Raw genomic sequence first — 15,756 nt, forward strand, 5'->3', positions numbered from 1 at the left:
CCTGCCGTGCTGGTCGGTCGGGTGGGTGGGGCGCTCAGACGCGCTCGACGATCGTGGCGACGCCCATGCCGGCGCCGATGCAGAGCGTGGCGATGCCGGTCCGCAGGTCGCGCCGCTCGAGTTCGTCCACGAGGGTGCCGAGGATCATGGCGCCGGTGGCCCCCAGGGGGTGGCCCATGGCGATCGCGCCGCCGTTGACGTTGGTCTGCTCCTCGGTCCAGCCCATCTCCTTCATCAGCAGCAGCGGCACGGCCGCGAACGCCTCGTTGATCTCCACGAGGTCGATGTCCGCGGCGGTCATGCCGGCCACCTCGAGGGCCTTGCGGCACGCCGGGGTGGGGCCGGTGAGCATGATGGTGGGCTCGGAGCCGACGACGGCGGCGGAGACGATCCGGGCCCGCGGACTCATCCCGGCCCGCCGGCCGGCCTCCTCGGAGCCGATCAGCGTCAGCGCGGCGCCGTCGACGATGCCCGAGGAGTTGCCGGGGTGGTGCAGGTGCTCGATCCCCGCCAGCGAGCTGTACTTCTCCAGCGCCACGGCGTCGAAGCCCGCCTCCCGGCCCAGCGCCTCGAAGGAGGGCTTGAGCGTGGCCAGGGTCTCCACGGACGAGTCGGGGCGGATGGTCTCGTCCCGGTCCAGCACGGTCATCCCGTTCATGTCCGTCACCGGGACCACGGAGCGGGCGAACCGGCCCTCCTGCCACGCCGCCGCAGCACGGCGGTGGCTCTGCGCGGCGAAGCGGTCCAGCTCTGCGCGGCTGAATCCCTCACGGGTGGCGATCAGGTCCGCGGAGACGCCCTGCGGGACGAAGTCGGTGGCCAGGGAGGTGGCCGGGTCCATGGCCCACGCGCCGCCGTCGGAGCCCATGGGCACGCGGGACATGGACTCCACGCCGCCGGCCACGAGCAGAGACTCCCAGCCGGAGCGGATGCGGGCGGCGGCCTGGTTCATGGCCTCGAGCCCGGAGGCGCAGAACCGGTTCAGCTGCACGCCGGCCACGGTCTGCGGCAGGCCCGCCTTGAGGGCGGCCACCCGGGGCAGGACCGCGCCCTGGTCGCCCACCGGGCTGACGCAGCCGAGGATCATGTCCTCGATGTCGGCGGGGTCGAGCCCCTCATGGCGGTCGCGCAGGGCGTGGGTCAGGCCGACGACGAGGTCGATCGGCTTGACCTCGTGGAGGGAGCCGGAGGGCTTGCCGGCACCGCGCGGTGTGCGGAGGGCGTCGTAGAGGAAGGCGTCCTGGGTCACGGGGTCTCCTGGGGTCGGGGTGGGTCTGGGGAGGGGGCGGGCCGGTCAGCGGCCGGAGGTGAGGGCGTCGGCGTAGTCGGCGCGCAGCTTGCGCTTGTTGACCTTCCCGACGCCGGTCCGATCGATCTCCGTCACGAAGCGGACCTCGTCGGGCAGCTGCCAGGTGGCGAAGCGCTCGGCGAGTGCGGCGAGGACGGCGTCCTGGTCGACGTCGGAGTCCTCGTCCCGCACCACGAGGGCCAGGGGGCGCTCCTCCCACTGGGGGTGGGGGACACCGATCACGGCGGCGTCGCGGACCCCGGGGACGGTCATGATGTGGTTCTCCAGGTCGATCGAGGAGATCCACTCGCCACCGGACTTGACCACGTCCTTCAGGCGGTCGGTGACCTTGAGGTAGCCCTCCGGGGAGAGGTAGCCCAGGTCCCCGGAGCGCCAGTAGCCCTCGTCGTCGAAGCCGGCCTCGGTGGCCTCGGCGTTGTCTGCGTAGGAGGTGGTCACCCAGGGCCCGCGCAGGCGGATCTCGCCCACGTTCTCCTCGCCGGGCGGCAGCAGCTCGCCCAGGGGGTCGGTGATCTTCACGTCCACCCCGACGACGACGAGGCCCTGGAACCGCTTGAGGTTCCACCGCTCATCCTCGGAGAGGGTGTCCATGAGGCTCGGCTTCATGCGGTTGAGGGAGACGATGGGCGAGGTCTCCGTGGCGCCGTAGGCGTGGATGACCTCCGCGCCGGTGAGCTCGTCGAAGCCGCGCATCATGGCCACGGGGGGCTCCGTCGCGCCGCACAGCAGGCGCACGCCGTCCATCCGTGGGGGCGTCTCGAGGGTGCGGAGGTGGTGGAGCATCGGCATGAGGATCGCGGGGGCTGCCGGGGCCACGGTGACGCCGTGGTCCACGAGGGTGGAGGTCAGCCACGGGGTGTCCGTGAGGTTGAACCGGCCCGGCAGCACCAGGCGCGCGCCCACGGCGACGGCGGCGAACGGCAGGCCCCAGCACTGCGCGTGGAACATGGGGGTCAGCAGCAGGGCGGTGTCCGCCATGGTCATGCCCAGGGTGGACACCACGGCGTGCGCGTGCAGCCAGGTGGCACGGTGCGAGTAGAAGACGCCCTTGGGGCGGCCGGTGGTGCCCGTGGTGTAGCAGGCGCCGGAGGCGGAGCGCTCGCTCACGTTCGGCAGGCCCCCTGTCTCGAGCGGCTCGTGCCCGTCGAGGAGGGCCTCGTAGGAGAGGACGTCGTCGCGACCGGCCCAGTCGGCGGGGAGCTCACCGTCGCCGGCCACGATCCAGCGGACGCCGTCGGGCAGGTGCGGTTCGAGCGCGGCGGCGAGCTCCAGGAGGGTCTCGTCCACGACGATCGTCCCCACCTGCGCGTGGGTGATCACGTAGGCCAGGTCCGTGGGCGCCAGGCGCAGGTTGAGCTGCACCATGGTCGCGCCCAGCAGCGGGACGGAGAAGTAGGACTCGAGGTGGCGGACGTCGTTCCACAGCAGCAGGCCGACCCGGTCCCCCGGCCCGACGCCCTCGGCGCGCAGGGCCGCGGCGATGCGGCGCACCCGCTCCCACACGGCCGCGTAGGTGGTGGTCTGCCACCGGGAGCCGCCGCCGCGGGTGTGGATGATCTGCTGATCCCCGAAGGTCCGGGCGGCGTCCCGCAGGAGGCGAGTGGTGGTGAGCTGCTCGTCGTCGCCCATGGTGGACGGGGTGCCGAGGACGGTGTCGGTGGTCTGCATGGGTCCCCCTGGGAGGTGTGGTGGTCGCGGAGGCGGGCGGCAGTCGTCTGTGACATGCCTCACTGAGCTGATGTTGCACACTCAAGCACGATGTTGCACTAGCGTGCAAGAAGGGTGCGGGGGGCGTTTCGATCCCTGCCGTAGGGTTCAGCGAGCCCCCGCATCCTCATCTCCCGACCACGGGCCATCCCATCCGCCGACCCAGCCCCGAGGACCCGATGAACACCCCCCTGCCCTTCGATCAGGACGATCTCTCCTCCCCCGCGCGCCTGCGCCTGGCGGCCCTCGAGCTGTATGCCGAGCGGGGGGTCGAGATGGCCAGCGTCCGCGAGATAGCGCAACGGGCCGGCGTCGCCCCCGGGCTGGTGCGGCACCACTTCGGCAGCAAGGCGGGGCTGACCCGCGCCGTCGACGACGACGTGCTGCGCCTGATCGCCGCGACCCTCGACGAGGTCCCGCTCGTGGGCACCCCACAGGAGGTGTCCGCGGCCCGCGACGCGGCGTTCGCGGACCTGCTGGCCGACCACCCGGTGGTGGGGGCCTACGTGCGCCGCTCGCTGCTGGAGGCCGGCGGGGAGACCGAGTCCCTGCTGGAGCGCCTCGTGGACCTGACCACGGAACAGACCGAGCGCCTGCGCCGGTCCGGCTTCGCCCCGCGGCGCAGCATGCCGACGTCCGTGTTCGGCACCGTCATCCGGCAGATGGGGCACCTGATGGTCGACCCGTCGGCGGACCGCATCTGGCGCCGGATCGCCGAGACCCAGGAGGGCGCCGCCGAACAGGCGAGCCCGCGGGTGCGGCTCGTGGTGGATCCGCCGCGGTGAGCAGGATCGCCGCCCACCGCGGCGGCGTCCGCGTACGCCTGCGCCGCCCAGTCCTCGCTGACCCCGACGAGCTCCTCCGGGTCCTCCTGGGTGGCCACGACGCCGGCCCGCCCCTTCCGGGAACGCCTGCGGTCGGTATGAGCGCACTTTTCAGGCTCGGAGCGACCGCACGCGTTCCAGGTCCGCCAGCTCACCCGCCCCCGCACGCGCCGTTTCCCGAACGACAACGCGGGTGGGGCGTAGCCTGGCCGCCATGACCACCGTGTTCTACGACGACCAGGGCCGCCCCGAGCCGCCCTTCGCCGCGGGCGAGGCTGCCACCCTGCTGGGCTTCCTCGACTTCCTGCGCGCCACGATCGAGTGGAAGACGGCGGACCTGGACACGGCGGCGCTGCACCGCCGGCTGCCGGGGCACCCGTCCGCGATGACGCTCGGCGGCCTGCTCAAGCACCTCGCGTTCGTCGAGTTCTGGTGGTTCGAGGCCGTCGCCCTCGGCGAGCCCACCTCGGCGCCCTGGGTGGGAGCGGACTTCGACGCCGACCCCGACTGGGACTGGCACAGCGCGGCGCAGGACTCCGCGGCGGACCTGCGCGCCCTCTGGCAGGGCCAGGTGGAGCGGTCCCGGCAGATCGTGGTGGACCTGCTCGCGGCGGACGGCGACGACGGCGCCGCGGCCCTGGCCCGCGCCCACCGGATCCGGGAGGGGCGGGACCCGGTCTCGCTGCGGTGGATCCTCACCCACATGATCGAGGAGTACGGCCGCCACGCCGGCCACGCCGACCTGCTGCGCGAGGGGATCGACGGCCAGACCGGCGAGTGAGCCCGCCCCACCCGCAGTCCCGCCTGCGGTCGCACCCGGGTTCATCCCCTCGTCGGATGCCCGGCCCCGCGCCGGCTGGGTAGATTCTGTGCCATGGCCTCCCCCTCCCCTGCGTCCGCGCACCCGTCCGCCCCCGAGAGCGGGACGGGCCTGGGGTTCACCGGGGTGGAGGGGATCACCGGGCTCACCGCCTCCGAGGTCGCCGAGCGGGAGGCCGCGGGCCTGGTCAACGTCCAGTCGCGGGACACGTCCCGCTCGCTGGGGCAGATCCTGCGCGTGCACGTGTTCACGCTGTTCAACCTGGCGATCGCGCTGTGCGCCGTCGTCGTGATCCTGATGGGCCGCTGGCTGGACCTGCTGTTCTCGCTGGCGGCCGTGGCCAACGTGGTGATCGGCGTGGTCCAGGAGTACTCGGCCAAGCGGAAGCTGGACCGGATCGCGCTGCTGCACCAGGACGACGTCCTCGTCATCCGGGACGGGGCGCGCGTGCCCCTGCCGATGGCGCAGATCGTGCGGGACGACGTCGTGGTGCTGCGCCGCGGCGACCAGGTGCCCGTGGACGGCGAGGTCCTCGTCTCGGACGGCCTGGACATGGACGAGGCGCTGCTCACCGGCGAGAACGACCCCGTGCCCAAGACCCCCGGGGACGCCGTGCTCTCGGGCTCGGCCGTCGTGGCCGGCGCGGGCCTGGTGCGCGCGACGGCGGTGGGCTCGGCCTCGCACGCGGCCCGGCTGAGCGCCGAGGCCCGCCGCTACTCCGCCATCCACTCGGAGCTGCGCGGCGCCCTGGAGAAGGTGGCCCGCTGGCTGACGATCGCCCTGGTGCCGATCATCGCGGTCATCGTGCACGGCCAGATGACGGCGGTCGGCGGCTGGTCCCTCGCCCTCTCCCAGCCGCGCGAGGCCGCCCTGGAGCCCGCGCTGATCGCGTCCGTGGCGGCGGTGACCAGCATGATCCCGCAGGGCCTGGCGCTCATGACGACCATCGCGTTCGCCGTCTCCGCGCTCAAGCTGGCCCAGCAGGAGGTCCTCATCCAGGAGCAGCCCGCCGTGGAGGTCTTGGCCCGCGTGGACACCGTCTGCCTGGACAAGACCGGCACCCTCACCGAGGGCGGCGTCCGGTTCGACCGGCTCGCCGCGCCCGCCTCGGCGGACGCGTCCCCGGACGCCCACGACGACGGCGCCCCGGCCGAGGTCGGCGACGGGGCTCGGGCCGTGCTCGCCTGGTTCGGCGCGGACCCGGACGTGAACCCCACCGCGGCGGCCCTGCGCGAGCCCTTCACGGCCGTCCCGGCGGTGGACCCCGCGGCCCAGGTGGCGTTCTCCTCCGCGCGCCGGTGGTCGGCGGTCGCGTTCGGCCCGGAGGCCGGGGCCGCGGCCGGCACGTGGCTGCTCGGTGCGCCCGAGGCCCTCGTGGACGAGCGGCTCCTGGGCCCCGACGCCGCCGAGGCCGTCCGCGCCCAGGTCCACGCCGACGCGGACGCCGGCCGCCGCGTGCTGCTGCTGGCCCGCACGGACGAGCCCCTGATCGGGGATGCGTTGCCCGCCGGAGGCGTCCCGGTCGCCGTCGTGACGTTCCGCGAGAACGTGCGCCCGGACGCCGCCGAGACCCTCGGCTACTTCCACGCGCAGGGCGTGCGGGCCGTGGTGATCTCCGGGGACAGCCCGCGCACCGTGGCCGCGGTGGCCCGCGAGGTGGGCCTCGAGGTGGCGGGCCAGGCCTACGACGGGCGCACCCTGCCGGACGATCCCGACGCCCTCGCGGACGTGATGGAGGAGCACAGCGTGTTCGGCCGCGTCAGCCCGGACCAGAAGAAGGCGATGGTCCAGGCGCTGCAGTCCCGCGGGCACGTGGTGGCCATGACCGGCGACGGCGTGAACGACGCCCTGGCCCTGAAGACCGCGGACCTGGGCATCGCCATGGGCAACGCGGCCCCGGCCACCAAGGCGGTGTCCCGGATGGTGCTGCTGGACGGGCGCTTCGACCGCCTGCCGCGCGTGCTCGGCGAGGGCCGCCAGGTGATCGCGAACATGGAGCGGCTCGCCCACATCTACCTGACGAAGACGACGTACGCGCTGCTGTTCGGCGTGGTGTTCTCCCTGTTCGCGTGGCAGTTCCCGCTGCTGCCGCGGCAGGCGTCCACGGTGGACTTCATCATGATCGGCGCGCCCACGTTCTTCCTCGCCCTGCTGCCGAACCCGCGCCGCTACGTGCCCGGCTTCCTGGGGCGGGCGCTGCGGTTCGCGATCCCCTCCGGCGCGGTGATCCTGCTGTCCATGGTGGCCTTGCAGACGTACGTGCGCCTCACCGCCGGCGACGTCGACCTGGCCCGCCAGCAGGCCGCGTTCATGATCACCCTGACCCTGGTGGGCCTGTGGGTGCTCAGCGTGATGTCCCGCCCGCTGAGCGCGCGCGTGGTGGTCCTCATCCTGGCGATGTACGCGGTGCTGGCCGCCGTCGTGCTGGTGCCGGTCTCCCGCTGGTACCACCAGATGGAGGTCCCGCCCACGGACGTGCTCGTGGCCGCGCTGGTGATCGCGGCCGTCGGGTGCGGGCTGATCGAGCTGATCCACCAGGTGCACCGCCGCCACGTGGCGAGGATGCTGGCCGCCGCGGGGGCCTGAGACCCCCTCAGCGGCGGGCGCGACGCACGGCGGCCCGGTAGTCGCGCCACTCCGACACCAGCACGACGACGGCGAGCAGCAGGTACGCGACGTCCCACACGCTGAGCCGCTCCCCGGCCACCACGCCCGGGAGACGGGTGGCCAGGATGAGCAGCACGAGCACGGTGACCGCCCAGGCCCGCCGGCGGGGCGGCGGGCCCAGGCGTCGTCGTCGAGGGCGGCGGGGGGCTCCCCCACGGGCCGGCGGGCCGCCGGGAGCAGCCGGTGTGCGAGCCAGGCGAGGCCCGCGCAGACCGGGGCGACGGCGAGCAGCCAGAACGTGCTCCCGGTGAACAGGTGCGTCTGTGCGTTCACCTCGACGAGCCACCAGGCGAGCACCAGCCCGAAGGCCAGGAGGGTGACGGCGGCGACCAGCGTGGCGGCCAGCCGCGGGACGCGGGCGAGGAGCCGCTCCCAGAGGACCATCACCGCCACCCCGGCCACACCCATGAGCACCGGGGCCAGCAGCAGCCCCCACGTGTAGTCGGTGGTGAGCCCATCCCGGAGCAGCCAGACCAGGCAGAACAGGACGGCGATGCCGGCGGCGACCGTGAAGCCGACCACCGGCACATCGCGCCAGGTGGCGTCGGGTGTGGCGGGGTCGGAGTGGGGGCGGATGGTCATCGGTCGGGTCCTTCCTGTGTGGTCCGTTGCGGATCCCTCCCGGCGACCCTACGGCCCGGTCGAGCACGTCTGCGCATCGGGCGCCCTCCCTCGTGCCGGCGTCGCCGTCGCTCTACCGTGGAGCCATGGACTCCACGCTCTTCACCCGTTCGGCCGACCGCGCCGCCCACAACGACGTCAACTTCCGCACCCGCAAGTGGGTCAAGCCGGAGGACCTCAACGCGAACAACACCCTCTTCGGCGGCTCGCTGCTGCGCTGGGTCGACGAGGAGGCGGCCATCTACGCGACCCTGCAGCTGGGCAATCCGCGGTGCGTGACGAAGCTGATCTCGGAGATCAACTTCCTGGCCTCGGCGAAGCAGGGCGACATGATCGAGATGGGCCTGCGCGCCACCGAGTTCGGGCGCACGTCCCTGACCATGCGGGCGAAGGTGCGGAACATCGTGACCGGCGAGATGATCCTGACCATCGACAAGATCGTGTTCGTGTCCCTGGGTGAGGACGGCAAGCCCGTGCCCCACGGCTTCACCGAGATCACCTACGACCGCGACCGTCTGCCCCTGGACAACCCCCTCTGAACCGGCCGCCACCCCACGCGGGAGGCCGGGCGGCTCTAGTCGATGCCGCGGGCGGCCAGGGCGTCCCCGACGTCGTCGGCGTGCTTGAAGCTGAGCACCAGCAGCGGCAGCGCCCAGGCCCACGGCGCCATCCGCACCCCGCGGGCGGCCTGCGCATGCCGGATCTGCTCGGCCAGGGCGCGCAGGTGGCCGATCGAGGAGAGCACCAGGCCCATCGCCAGGCCCACGCGGTCGGCGCGGAACCCCGCCCGCGCCAGGCGTGGCCCCGCCCACGGGATCCGCTCGACCGGCCGCAGCATCGCCTCGGCCACCCCGGCCATGTCCGCGATCCGGGTGGTGCGCGTCAACACCTGCGCGGTGAGCACGAGCCCGAGCACGCGCGCCACCATGAGCCCGGCGGCGAACGCGTCGGTGAAGATCCACTGCGCCGCGAACAGGACCACGTAGAACAGCCACAGAGCGTGCAGGTCGGAGGCGATCATCGCCGCCCCGCGCCGCAGCCCGAAGCCCACGAGATACGCGGTCACGGCACCCACGACGGCGGCGCCCGCCGTCCACCGGGACAGCGGCAGCAGGGTCAGGGCCAGCACCCACACCGCGAACAGGCCCGTCTTGAGGCCGGCGCGGGCGTGGTGCAGGGGCGAGTCGCCGTGGATGTACAGGGAGAGCATCAGCGCAGCTCCGCCGCCACGGCGTGGTCCAGGAAGCGCTCGTACGCCTCGACCACCTCCTCGGCCGGGCCGGTCCGCTCCACACGGCCGCTGTGGATCCACACGGCCTCGTCGCACGCACGGGCCAGCTCGAGGTCGTGGGTCACCAGCAGCAGCTGGAACCCGTCCGGGGCCGAGGGGTCGGCGGCCAGCAGCCGGTCGGCCACGATCCGCCGGTGCCGGCCGTCCAGCAGGGAGGTCGGCTCGTCGGCGATCACCAGGGACGGCCCGGCGGTCATCACCGAGCACATCGCCAGCCGCTGCGCCTGTCCCGAGGACAGGGACAGGCACGCCCGGTCCGCGAGCGCGGTGAGCCGGTGCTCCTGAAGCGCCGCGGCCACGCGCGCGGCGACGTCGTCCTTGGTCAGGCGGCGGCCGGCGTCGTCCCTGAGCGACTTCACGGTCAGCTCCACGTCCTCCCGGACGGTGGGCATGACCATCTGCGCGGCCGGGTTCGCGAACACGAAGCCGACGGTGCGGCGCAGCGCCTTCACGTCCCGGACGGCGTCCACCCCGTGCACGGTCACCTCCCCGGCGACGACGTCGGCCAGCCCGGCGATCGCGCGGGCCAGCGTGGACTTGCCGGAGCCGTTCTCCCCGATCACCGCCACGCGTGGGGCGGCGAGGGTAAGGTCCACACCGTCGAGGAGCACGACGGCGCCCTCGGGGCCGTCGGCCTCGACGCGGACGCCCGTGAGGGTGACGGAACGGTCCGGGCTCATCGGAAGGCGCGGGGGTAGGCCTTCCACAGGCCGACGATGAGGATGACGGACACGACGAGCTTGATCAGGTCACCGGGCACGAACGGGGCCATGGAGAGGACGGCGGCGCCGAACTCCATCCCGGCGATCCCGACGAAGCCGAGCACGCCGAAGAAGTAGACCATCACGACGCCGCCGATCAGTCCGGCGACGGCCGCACCGAGCGCGACCCGTCCGGCGTCGAGGCCGGGACGTGCCCGGGAGGTGAGGGCCCAGAAGATCAGGCCGACGATCAGCGCGGACGGGATCCAGCCGAGGATGAAGCCGGCCGTCGGGCCGGCGAACACGCCCAGGCCGCCGCGGCCGCCGCTGAGCAGCGGCAGGCCGAGCGCCACGAGGCCGGCGAACAGCGCCATCGAGGCGGCCCCGCGCCACGGGCCGAGGATCACACCGGCCAGGATCACGGCGATGTTCTGCAGCACGATCGGGGCGGGCACACCGGCGACGGCGATCGGCGGCACCAGACCGAGGACGGCCATCAGCGCGGTCATGACGGCGATGCGTGCAAGGCTGCCGCCGGCGGAACCGCGACGGGGGCGGCCGGCGTCGGTGGGGCGGTCCGCCGTCGTGGTGGCCGCGGGGCGGACGTGGCCGTCGTGGGACGAGGGCACGGAAGTGCTCATGGAGGGACTCCTGGTGCGGAAGCGAGTGCGAGGGGGCGCTCAGCCGAGGCGCTGGGCGCATGGCGAGTGCCCGACGAGTTGAACAGTGTTCAGGAGTCTACTGCAGGGGCGGAGGTGTGGGCGGCCGGGGTGCGCTTCCGGGCGATGGTGCTGTCGAGATGCAGCGAAGATTTCACAAACGCGCAAATATGTTTCATGCGACCATGAGTCACTTAGGTATTGACATTTGAACCTTGATCGACTAGGGGTCATAGTTCTCCAGTCAGCCCGTGTGCGACGCTGACACCATGAACCAGCCCTCCATGGCCACCCTGTCTTCGGGAAAAATCACCCTGCGCGACGCCCGCCGCGGGACCACACGGGATGTGGAACTGGAGCCCTTCGAGATGGCAGTGCACCCCCTCCATGACCGGAGCACCGGACGCCCGCTCACGCCTCTGACATGGTTCGAGACCATCAACCTCTGCAACGAGCTATCCAATGCCGAAGAGCTGCAGCCGGCCTACACGCGTGCTGGGGACGGACGCTCCGTTACCTGGAACACGAGCGCTGACGGGTACCGATTGCCCACCGAGGCCGAGTGGGAGTACGCCTGCCGCGCCGGAACGACCTCGCCCGCCTACGGGCCGCTTGAAGACATCGCCTGGACCGGCCTCGACCACCTCGAGGGCCCCCAGCCCGTCGTCCGTTCAGAGAACCCTTGACCTTCCCCCGTAGGGGAAGGTGCAGACTGAAGATCAACCACTGGAAAACCAGCCATCAGCTTCTGCCGTCACGCAATGAACCGGTGCCCGATGGCAGTGTAGGGAGATTCGCATGAACGAGGCAGTACCGCATTTCGATCTGGCGATCATCGGTTCCGGTGGTGGCGCGTTCGCTGCCGCGATCAGGGCAACGAACCTCGACAAACGGGTCGTCATGATCGAACGCGGGACCGTGGGCGGGACCTGCGTGAACACCGGATGCATCCCCTCCAAGGCTCTGCTCGCCGCAGCCGAGGCACGCCACACCGCCCAGGACGCCGGCAGGTTCCCCGGCCTCACCGCCACCGCGGGACCCGTGGACATGGAAGCACTCATCGCGGGAAAGCGCGCCTTGGTGGAGAACGTGCGCTCCGATAAGTACGTGGACCTCGTCGCGGACTACGGGTGGGAGCTGCGCCACGGCAATGCTGTATTCACCGGCACCGCCGCGGACCCTGCGCTGGAGGTCACCGCGCAGGACGGGACCAGGGAGACGATCACGGCCGCCCACTATCTGGTCGCGACCGGCTCCACCCCGTGGGCCGCACCGATCAATGGTCTGGACACGGTCGATTACCTGACATCGACCACGGCCATGGAACTCGACGAGGTACCCGAGTCCTTGCTGGTCATCGGCGGCGGGTACGTCGCCCTGGAACAGGCCCAACTCTTCGCCCGCCTCGGCTCGAAGGTCACCATGCTGGTGCGCTCTCGCCTGGCATCGGGTGAGGAACCCGAAGCATCCAGGGCATTGATGAGCGTCTTCGCCAACGAGGGCATCCGGGTCATCCGCCGCTCCACCGTCTCCTCCATCACCCAGGACACGGACGGCGGCATTGCCGCCCAGGCCGACATCGCCGGCGGGCGCGAAACCCTCCGGGCCTCCAAGGTCCTCGTCGCCACGGGTCGGCGCCCGGTCACCGACGGGCTAAACCTGGCCGGGGTGAGCGTGAAGACCGGGGACAAGGGGGAAGTCGTCGTCGAGGACACCCTGGTGAGCTCTAACCCACGCGTTTGGGCTGCGGGGGACGTGACCGGGCACCCCGAATACGTGTACGTCGCCGCATCCCACGGCACCCTGATGGTCGACAACGCCTTCAGCGACGCCGGCCGCGCCGTGGACTACAGCCACCTGCCCCGCGTCACGTTCACCAGCCCTAACCTCGCGGTTGTCGGCATGACCGACAAGCAGGCAAGAGACGCCGGGATCAGGTGCGAATGCCGGGTTGTACCGCTGGAATACATACCCCGCGCCGTGGTGAACCGGGACACCCGCGGATTCATCAAGATGGTCGCAGACGCCGACACCGGCAGGATCGTCGGTATCACCGCCGTCGCGAAGGAAGCCGGCGACCTCGCTGCAACAGGCGTGTACATCCTGCAGGCCGGGATGACCGTCGATCAGGTCGCGAACCTCTGGAGCCCGTACCTGACCATGGCCGAGGGCATCAAGATCGTTGCCCAGTCCTTCAAGACGGATGTCTCCAAACTTTCCTGCTGCGCCGCCTGAACACCTGAACCACCGATCGCCGAACACTGACACACCATGCCTTGAAAGGAACGACCGCGATGAACAACATCAGCGAGGTCACTGACCGGCTTGCGTCCAACGAGACGGGGATGGAGCCCTGGCTGTGGATGCCCCTACTGAAACTCCTCGCCCTGGGCGACCCGGTCGACGTGAGCGACCTCGCCGCGGCGACCGGCCGTGCCGGGGAGGAAGTCCGCACTGCCCTCAAGGCGATGGGCGACACGGAGTACGACGGGTCCGGGCGGATCATCGGGCAGGGCCTGACGCAGCGCCCCACGCAGCACCGGTTCGAGGTAAACGGTGAGCAACTCTACACCTGGTGCGCGCTGGACACCCTGATCTTCCCGACCCTGCTGGGCGCATCCGCGCGTATCGAATCCTCACATCAGGCCACAGGCACCCCGGTACGGGTGGCTGTCACAGCGATGGGTGTCACCAGCGTGGAGCCGGCCACCGCCGTGGTGTCCCTGGTGAACCCGGAGGACATCAGCTCCGTCCGCTCATCGTTCTGCAACCAGGTCCACTTCTTCGCCTCACCCGACGACGCAGCGCCCTGGCTCGAAACCCACCCCGGCGGCACCATCATGCCTGTCAAAGAGGCCTACGAACTCGGATCCTCCATGGCTGAGAAGATGCTCACCCACACACCAGGACCCGCCACCGACCAGGTAAGCAACGGCGTCCAAAGCTGCGCCTGCTGAACCAACCGACCACCCACCACTACCCGCCGGACCACCACTGGCAACTGGAGGGCTTGCACGGGTTCAGTACCGGTGCAGGAGGCGGGCCGGGGCCGGTGCGAGATGTTGACGAAGGACCGGAAAGAGCCGGGAAAGATCCGCTGAATCTGAAGGAGAAATTCTCATGAGTGAACATTTCGATGTTGCCGTCCTCGGTCTGGGCCCAGGCGGGGAGGTCGCGGCCGACCGGCTTCTGAAAGCCGGGAAGAACGTCGTGGTCTTCGAGCGGGAACTAATCGGCGGGGAATGCGCCTACTGGGCGTGTATCCCTTCCAAGACCGTCCTGCGGCCGCCGGAAGCGCGCACGGAAGTTCAACGGGCCGCCGGTGTCTCCGGCGCCGAACTGGACTGGGCTGCCACTGCAAAGTACCGGGACTACATGATCCGGAACCTCGATGACCAGGCACAGGTCGACGGGTACATCAAAGAGGGCGCCGTGGTGATCAAGGACGAAGCTCGGATTACCGGACCGGGCCGGATCCAGGCTGGAGACCGCGAGATCACAGCCGAGCACATCATTATCGCCACCGGCTCCGACGCCGTGATCCCACCGTTGGACGGCATCGACCAGATCACGGCCTGGACGAACCGTGAAACCTACACCACCAGCACGCTCCCCGAGCGGGCGGTCATCATCGGCGGCAGCGCCGTCGGCGTGGAAACCGCGACGTTCCTGGCCCGCTTCGGAGTGGCCATCACCCTGATCCACTGCGGCGAGAGGTTACTGGACCGCGAAGGGCCCCGGGTGGGGGAACTTGCCCACCAGTACCTGCAGGAGGCCGGCATCGACATCCGGCTGGCCACCTCCGCCGTCCAGGCGCGGCGCGAGGGAGCCGACAGCATCATCGAGCTTCAGACACGCGACGGCGATCCAGCCGGTGAGGTGGCAGCAGACGTCGTGATCTTCGGTACCGGCCGCACACCACGCACCGAAGGACTCGGCTTCGAACACGCTGGCGTAACCCTCGGCGACCACGGAGAAATCCAGATCGACGACCACTGCCGCGCCGGCGAAAACACGTGGGCCATCGGCGACGTCACCGGCATCATGCCTTTCACCCACGTCGCGAAGTACCAAGGCCGGATCGCCGCCGACGCCATCCTCGGCCGACCCCACCCGGCCACCTACGACGGCATACCGCGTGTCGTATTCACCGACCCCGAAATCGCCGGCGCCGGACTAACCCAGGAACAGGCAACGAAGCAGGGCATCCGCACCATCGCCACGGAACTGGACCTCGCCGACGCCATCGCCCGACCCTGGACCTACGAGCAGGACTCCCGCGGGCACCTCGGCCTACTCGCCGACGCCGACCGGAAGATCCTCATCGGAGCCTGGGCCGTCGGCCCCATGGCCGGAGAGTGGATCCACCACGCCTCCCTCGCCATCCGCACGCAACTGCCGATCGACACGCTCCTGGACCAGGTCGCCCAATTCCCGACCTACCACGAGGCCTACCAGGTCGCCCTCGAACAACTCGACCTCACCCCCTAACCGGGTCGAGAAACGTACAGGCGGGAGCACGAAGGAATTGGCACACCACAAAGACCCCCATCACCTTCGTGATCTTCCAGCAAAATGGAAGATTACGGAGTCTTTCGAGAACGAGGTGAAGCATGCGTATCGGTGAAGTAGCGGCGGCCTCCGGCGTGACGACCAAGGCCTTGAGGTTTTACGAGGAGCGAGGGCTCCTGCCGCAGGCCGACCGAGCCACCAACGGCTACCGCGACTATCCAGAGGACACGATCGTCAGGCTTGAATTCATCCGGCGCAGCCAAGTTGCCGGCCTCACTCTGGCCGAAATCCTCGACATCCTCCAAATCCGGGATGCTGGCACGGCGCCGTGCGGCCACGTGCGTGATCAGCTTGCCGAGCACCTGACGAACCTGGACAGGCACATCGCCGAACTCACCGCGCTCAGAGAAACCGTTGCCGGCCTTCACGGAACCGCGGCGGCCGGCGACCCCGCTCAGTGCAATGCCGAAGTCATCTGTAGCTACCTTTGATCATCGGCACATCCACAACCAGACGTTTCAACGGAATCACTCAGCGACGACGGACCGCAATCCATAAGCCGCACCGCCGGCAGACGTAAGCCGCGCCATCCGCCAACGCGTGCAACCTGCTCAACGGCAGACGCCGCCCACAGCACGAACAGTG

Annotated in this window: 15 protein-coding genes; 9 read left to right on the forward strand and 6 right to left on the reverse strand. The window is 70.7% G+C overall.

The window, feature by feature from the left end:
- Positions 1-34: 34 nt before the first annotated feature.
- Both B1A86_RS10205 and B1A86_RS10210 read right to left on the reverse strand, forming a co-directional pair.
- Positions 35-1,249 (reverse strand): acetyl-CoA C-acetyltransferase, encoded by a 1,215-nt coding sequence (locus B1A86_RS10205; RefSeq protein WP_078025625.1) that lies wholly within the window; start codon positions 1,247-1,249, stop codon positions 35-37.
- 45 nt (positions 1,250-1,294) lie between these two features.
- Positions 1,295-2,977 (reverse strand): long-chain-fatty-acid--CoA ligase, encoded by a 1,683-nt coding sequence (locus B1A86_RS10210; protein ID WP_036336655.1) that lies wholly within the window; start codon positions 2,975-2,977, stop codon positions 1,295-1,297.
- A gap of 218 nt (positions 2,978-3,195) precedes the next feature.
- Between B1A86_RS10210 and B1A86_RS10215 the strand changes: the two genes are divergently transcribed.
- From B1A86_RS10215 to B1A86_RS10225, 3 genes are all read left to right on the forward strand, one after another.
- Complete coding sequence (locus B1A86_RS10215) at positions 3,196-3,801, forward strand: TetR/AcrR family transcriptional regulator (RefSeq protein WP_044658732.1); 606 nt, start codon at positions 3,196-3,198, stop codon at positions 3,799-3,801.
- Between the two features lie 253 nt (positions 3,802-4,054).
- Positions 4,055-4,621, forward strand: a complete 567-nt coding sequence (locus B1A86_RS10220) for a DinB family protein (protein ID WP_010080071.1) — start codon at positions 4,055-4,057, stop codon at positions 4,619-4,621.
- Positions 4,622-4,714: 93 nt separating this feature from the next.
- The gene (locus B1A86_RS10225; RefSeq protein WP_078025624.1) at positions 4,715-7,246 is read left to right on the forward strand and encodes an HAD-IC family P-type ATPase; all 2,532 of its coding nucleotides are present in this window, start codon (positions 4,715-4,717) and stop codon (positions 7,244-7,246) included.
- 7 nt (positions 7,247-7,253) lie between these two features.
- On the opposite strand, the gene B1A86_RS11580 is transcribed toward B1A86_RS10225, so the two are convergent.
- Positions 7,254-7,409, reverse strand: a complete 156-nt coding sequence (locus tag B1A86_RS11580; protein ID WP_158184835.1) for a hypothetical protein — start codon at positions 7,407-7,409, stop codon at positions 7,254-7,256.
- A 625-nt stretch (positions 7,410-8,034) separates the two neighbouring features.
- On the opposite strand from B1A86_RS11580, the gene B1A86_RS10230 reads away from it, so the two are divergent.
- The gene (locus B1A86_RS10230; RefSeq protein ID WP_078025622.1) at positions 8,035-8,487 is read left to right on the forward strand and encodes an acyl-CoA thioesterase; all 453 of its coding nucleotides are present in this window, start codon (positions 8,035-8,037) and stop codon (positions 8,485-8,487) included.
- Positions 8,488-8,522: 35 nt separating this feature from the next.
- On the opposite strand, the gene B1A86_RS10235 is transcribed toward B1A86_RS10230, so the two are convergent.
- Genes B1A86_RS10235 through B1A86_RS10245 form a run of 3 tightly spaced genes read right to left on the reverse strand, consistent with a single transcriptional unit; the run spans position 8,523 to position 10,581 of the window.
- Positions 8,523-9,158, reverse strand: coding sequence for an energy-coupling factor transporter transmembrane protein EcfT (locus B1A86_RS10235; RefSeq protein ID WP_078025621.1), 636 nt, complete (start codon positions 9,156-9,158; stop codon positions 8,523-8,525).
- The gene (locus B1A86_RS10240; protein WP_078025620.1) at positions 9,158-9,919 is read right to left on the reverse strand and encodes an energy-coupling factor ABC transporter ATP-binding protein; all 762 of its coding nucleotides are present in this window, start codon (positions 9,917-9,919) and stop codon (positions 9,158-9,160) included. Before B1A86_RS10240 ends, B1A86_RS10235 begins: the two co-directional genes overlap by 1 nt.
- Positions 9,916-10,581 (reverse strand): biotin transporter BioY, encoded by a 666-nt coding sequence (locus B1A86_RS10245; RefSeq protein ID WP_078025619.1) that lies wholly within the window; start codon positions 10,579-10,581, stop codon positions 9,916-9,918. The genes B1A86_RS10240 and B1A86_RS10245 overlap by 4 nt, the downstream gene beginning before the upstream one ends.
- A 287-nt stretch (positions 10,582-10,868) precedes the next feature.
- On the opposite strand from B1A86_RS10245, the gene B1A86_RS10250 reads away from it, so the two are divergent.
- The 5 genes from B1A86_RS10250 (at position 10,869) to B1A86_RS10270 (ending at position 15,602) form a co-directional block, all read left to right on the forward strand.
- Positions 10,869-11,285 (forward strand): SUMF1/EgtB/PvdO family nonheme iron enzyme, encoded by a 417-nt coding sequence (locus tag B1A86_RS10250; RefSeq protein ID WP_227448837.1) that lies wholly within the window; start codon positions 10,869-10,871, stop codon positions 11,283-11,285.
- A 112-nt stretch (positions 11,286-11,397) separates the two neighbouring features.
- On the forward strand, positions 11,398-12,834 hold the full coding sequence (merA, locus tag B1A86_RS10255; protein WP_078025618.1) for a mercury(II) reductase: 1,437 nt from the start codon (positions 11,398-11,400) through the stop codon (positions 12,832-12,834).
- Between the two features lie 59 nt (positions 12,835-12,893).
- A complete protein-coding gene (gene merB, locus B1A86_RS10260) occupies positions 12,894-13,556 on the forward strand; it encodes an organomercurial lyase MerB (protein ID WP_036336638.1) in 663 nt (220 codons plus the stop codon).
- 163 nt (positions 13,557-13,719) lie between these two features.
- Positions 13,720-15,090 (forward strand): NAD(P)/FAD-dependent oxidoreductase, encoded by a 1,371-nt coding sequence (locus B1A86_RS10265; RefSeq protein ID WP_078025617.1) that lies wholly within the window; start codon positions 13,720-13,722, stop codon positions 15,088-15,090.
- Between the two features lie 122 nt (positions 15,091-15,212).
- On the forward strand, positions 15,213-15,602 hold the full coding sequence (locus tag B1A86_RS10270; protein WP_036334145.1) for a heavy metal-responsive transcriptional regulator: 390 nt from the start codon (positions 15,213-15,215) through the stop codon (positions 15,600-15,602).
- Positions 15,603-15,756: the final 154 nt, after the last annotated feature.

Origin of the sequence: Micrococcus sp. KBS0714, from assembly GCF_002008305.4 — a bacterium.
GTDB lineage: Bacteria > Actinomycetota > Actinomycetes > Actinomycetales > Micrococcaceae > Micrococcus > Micrococcus luteus.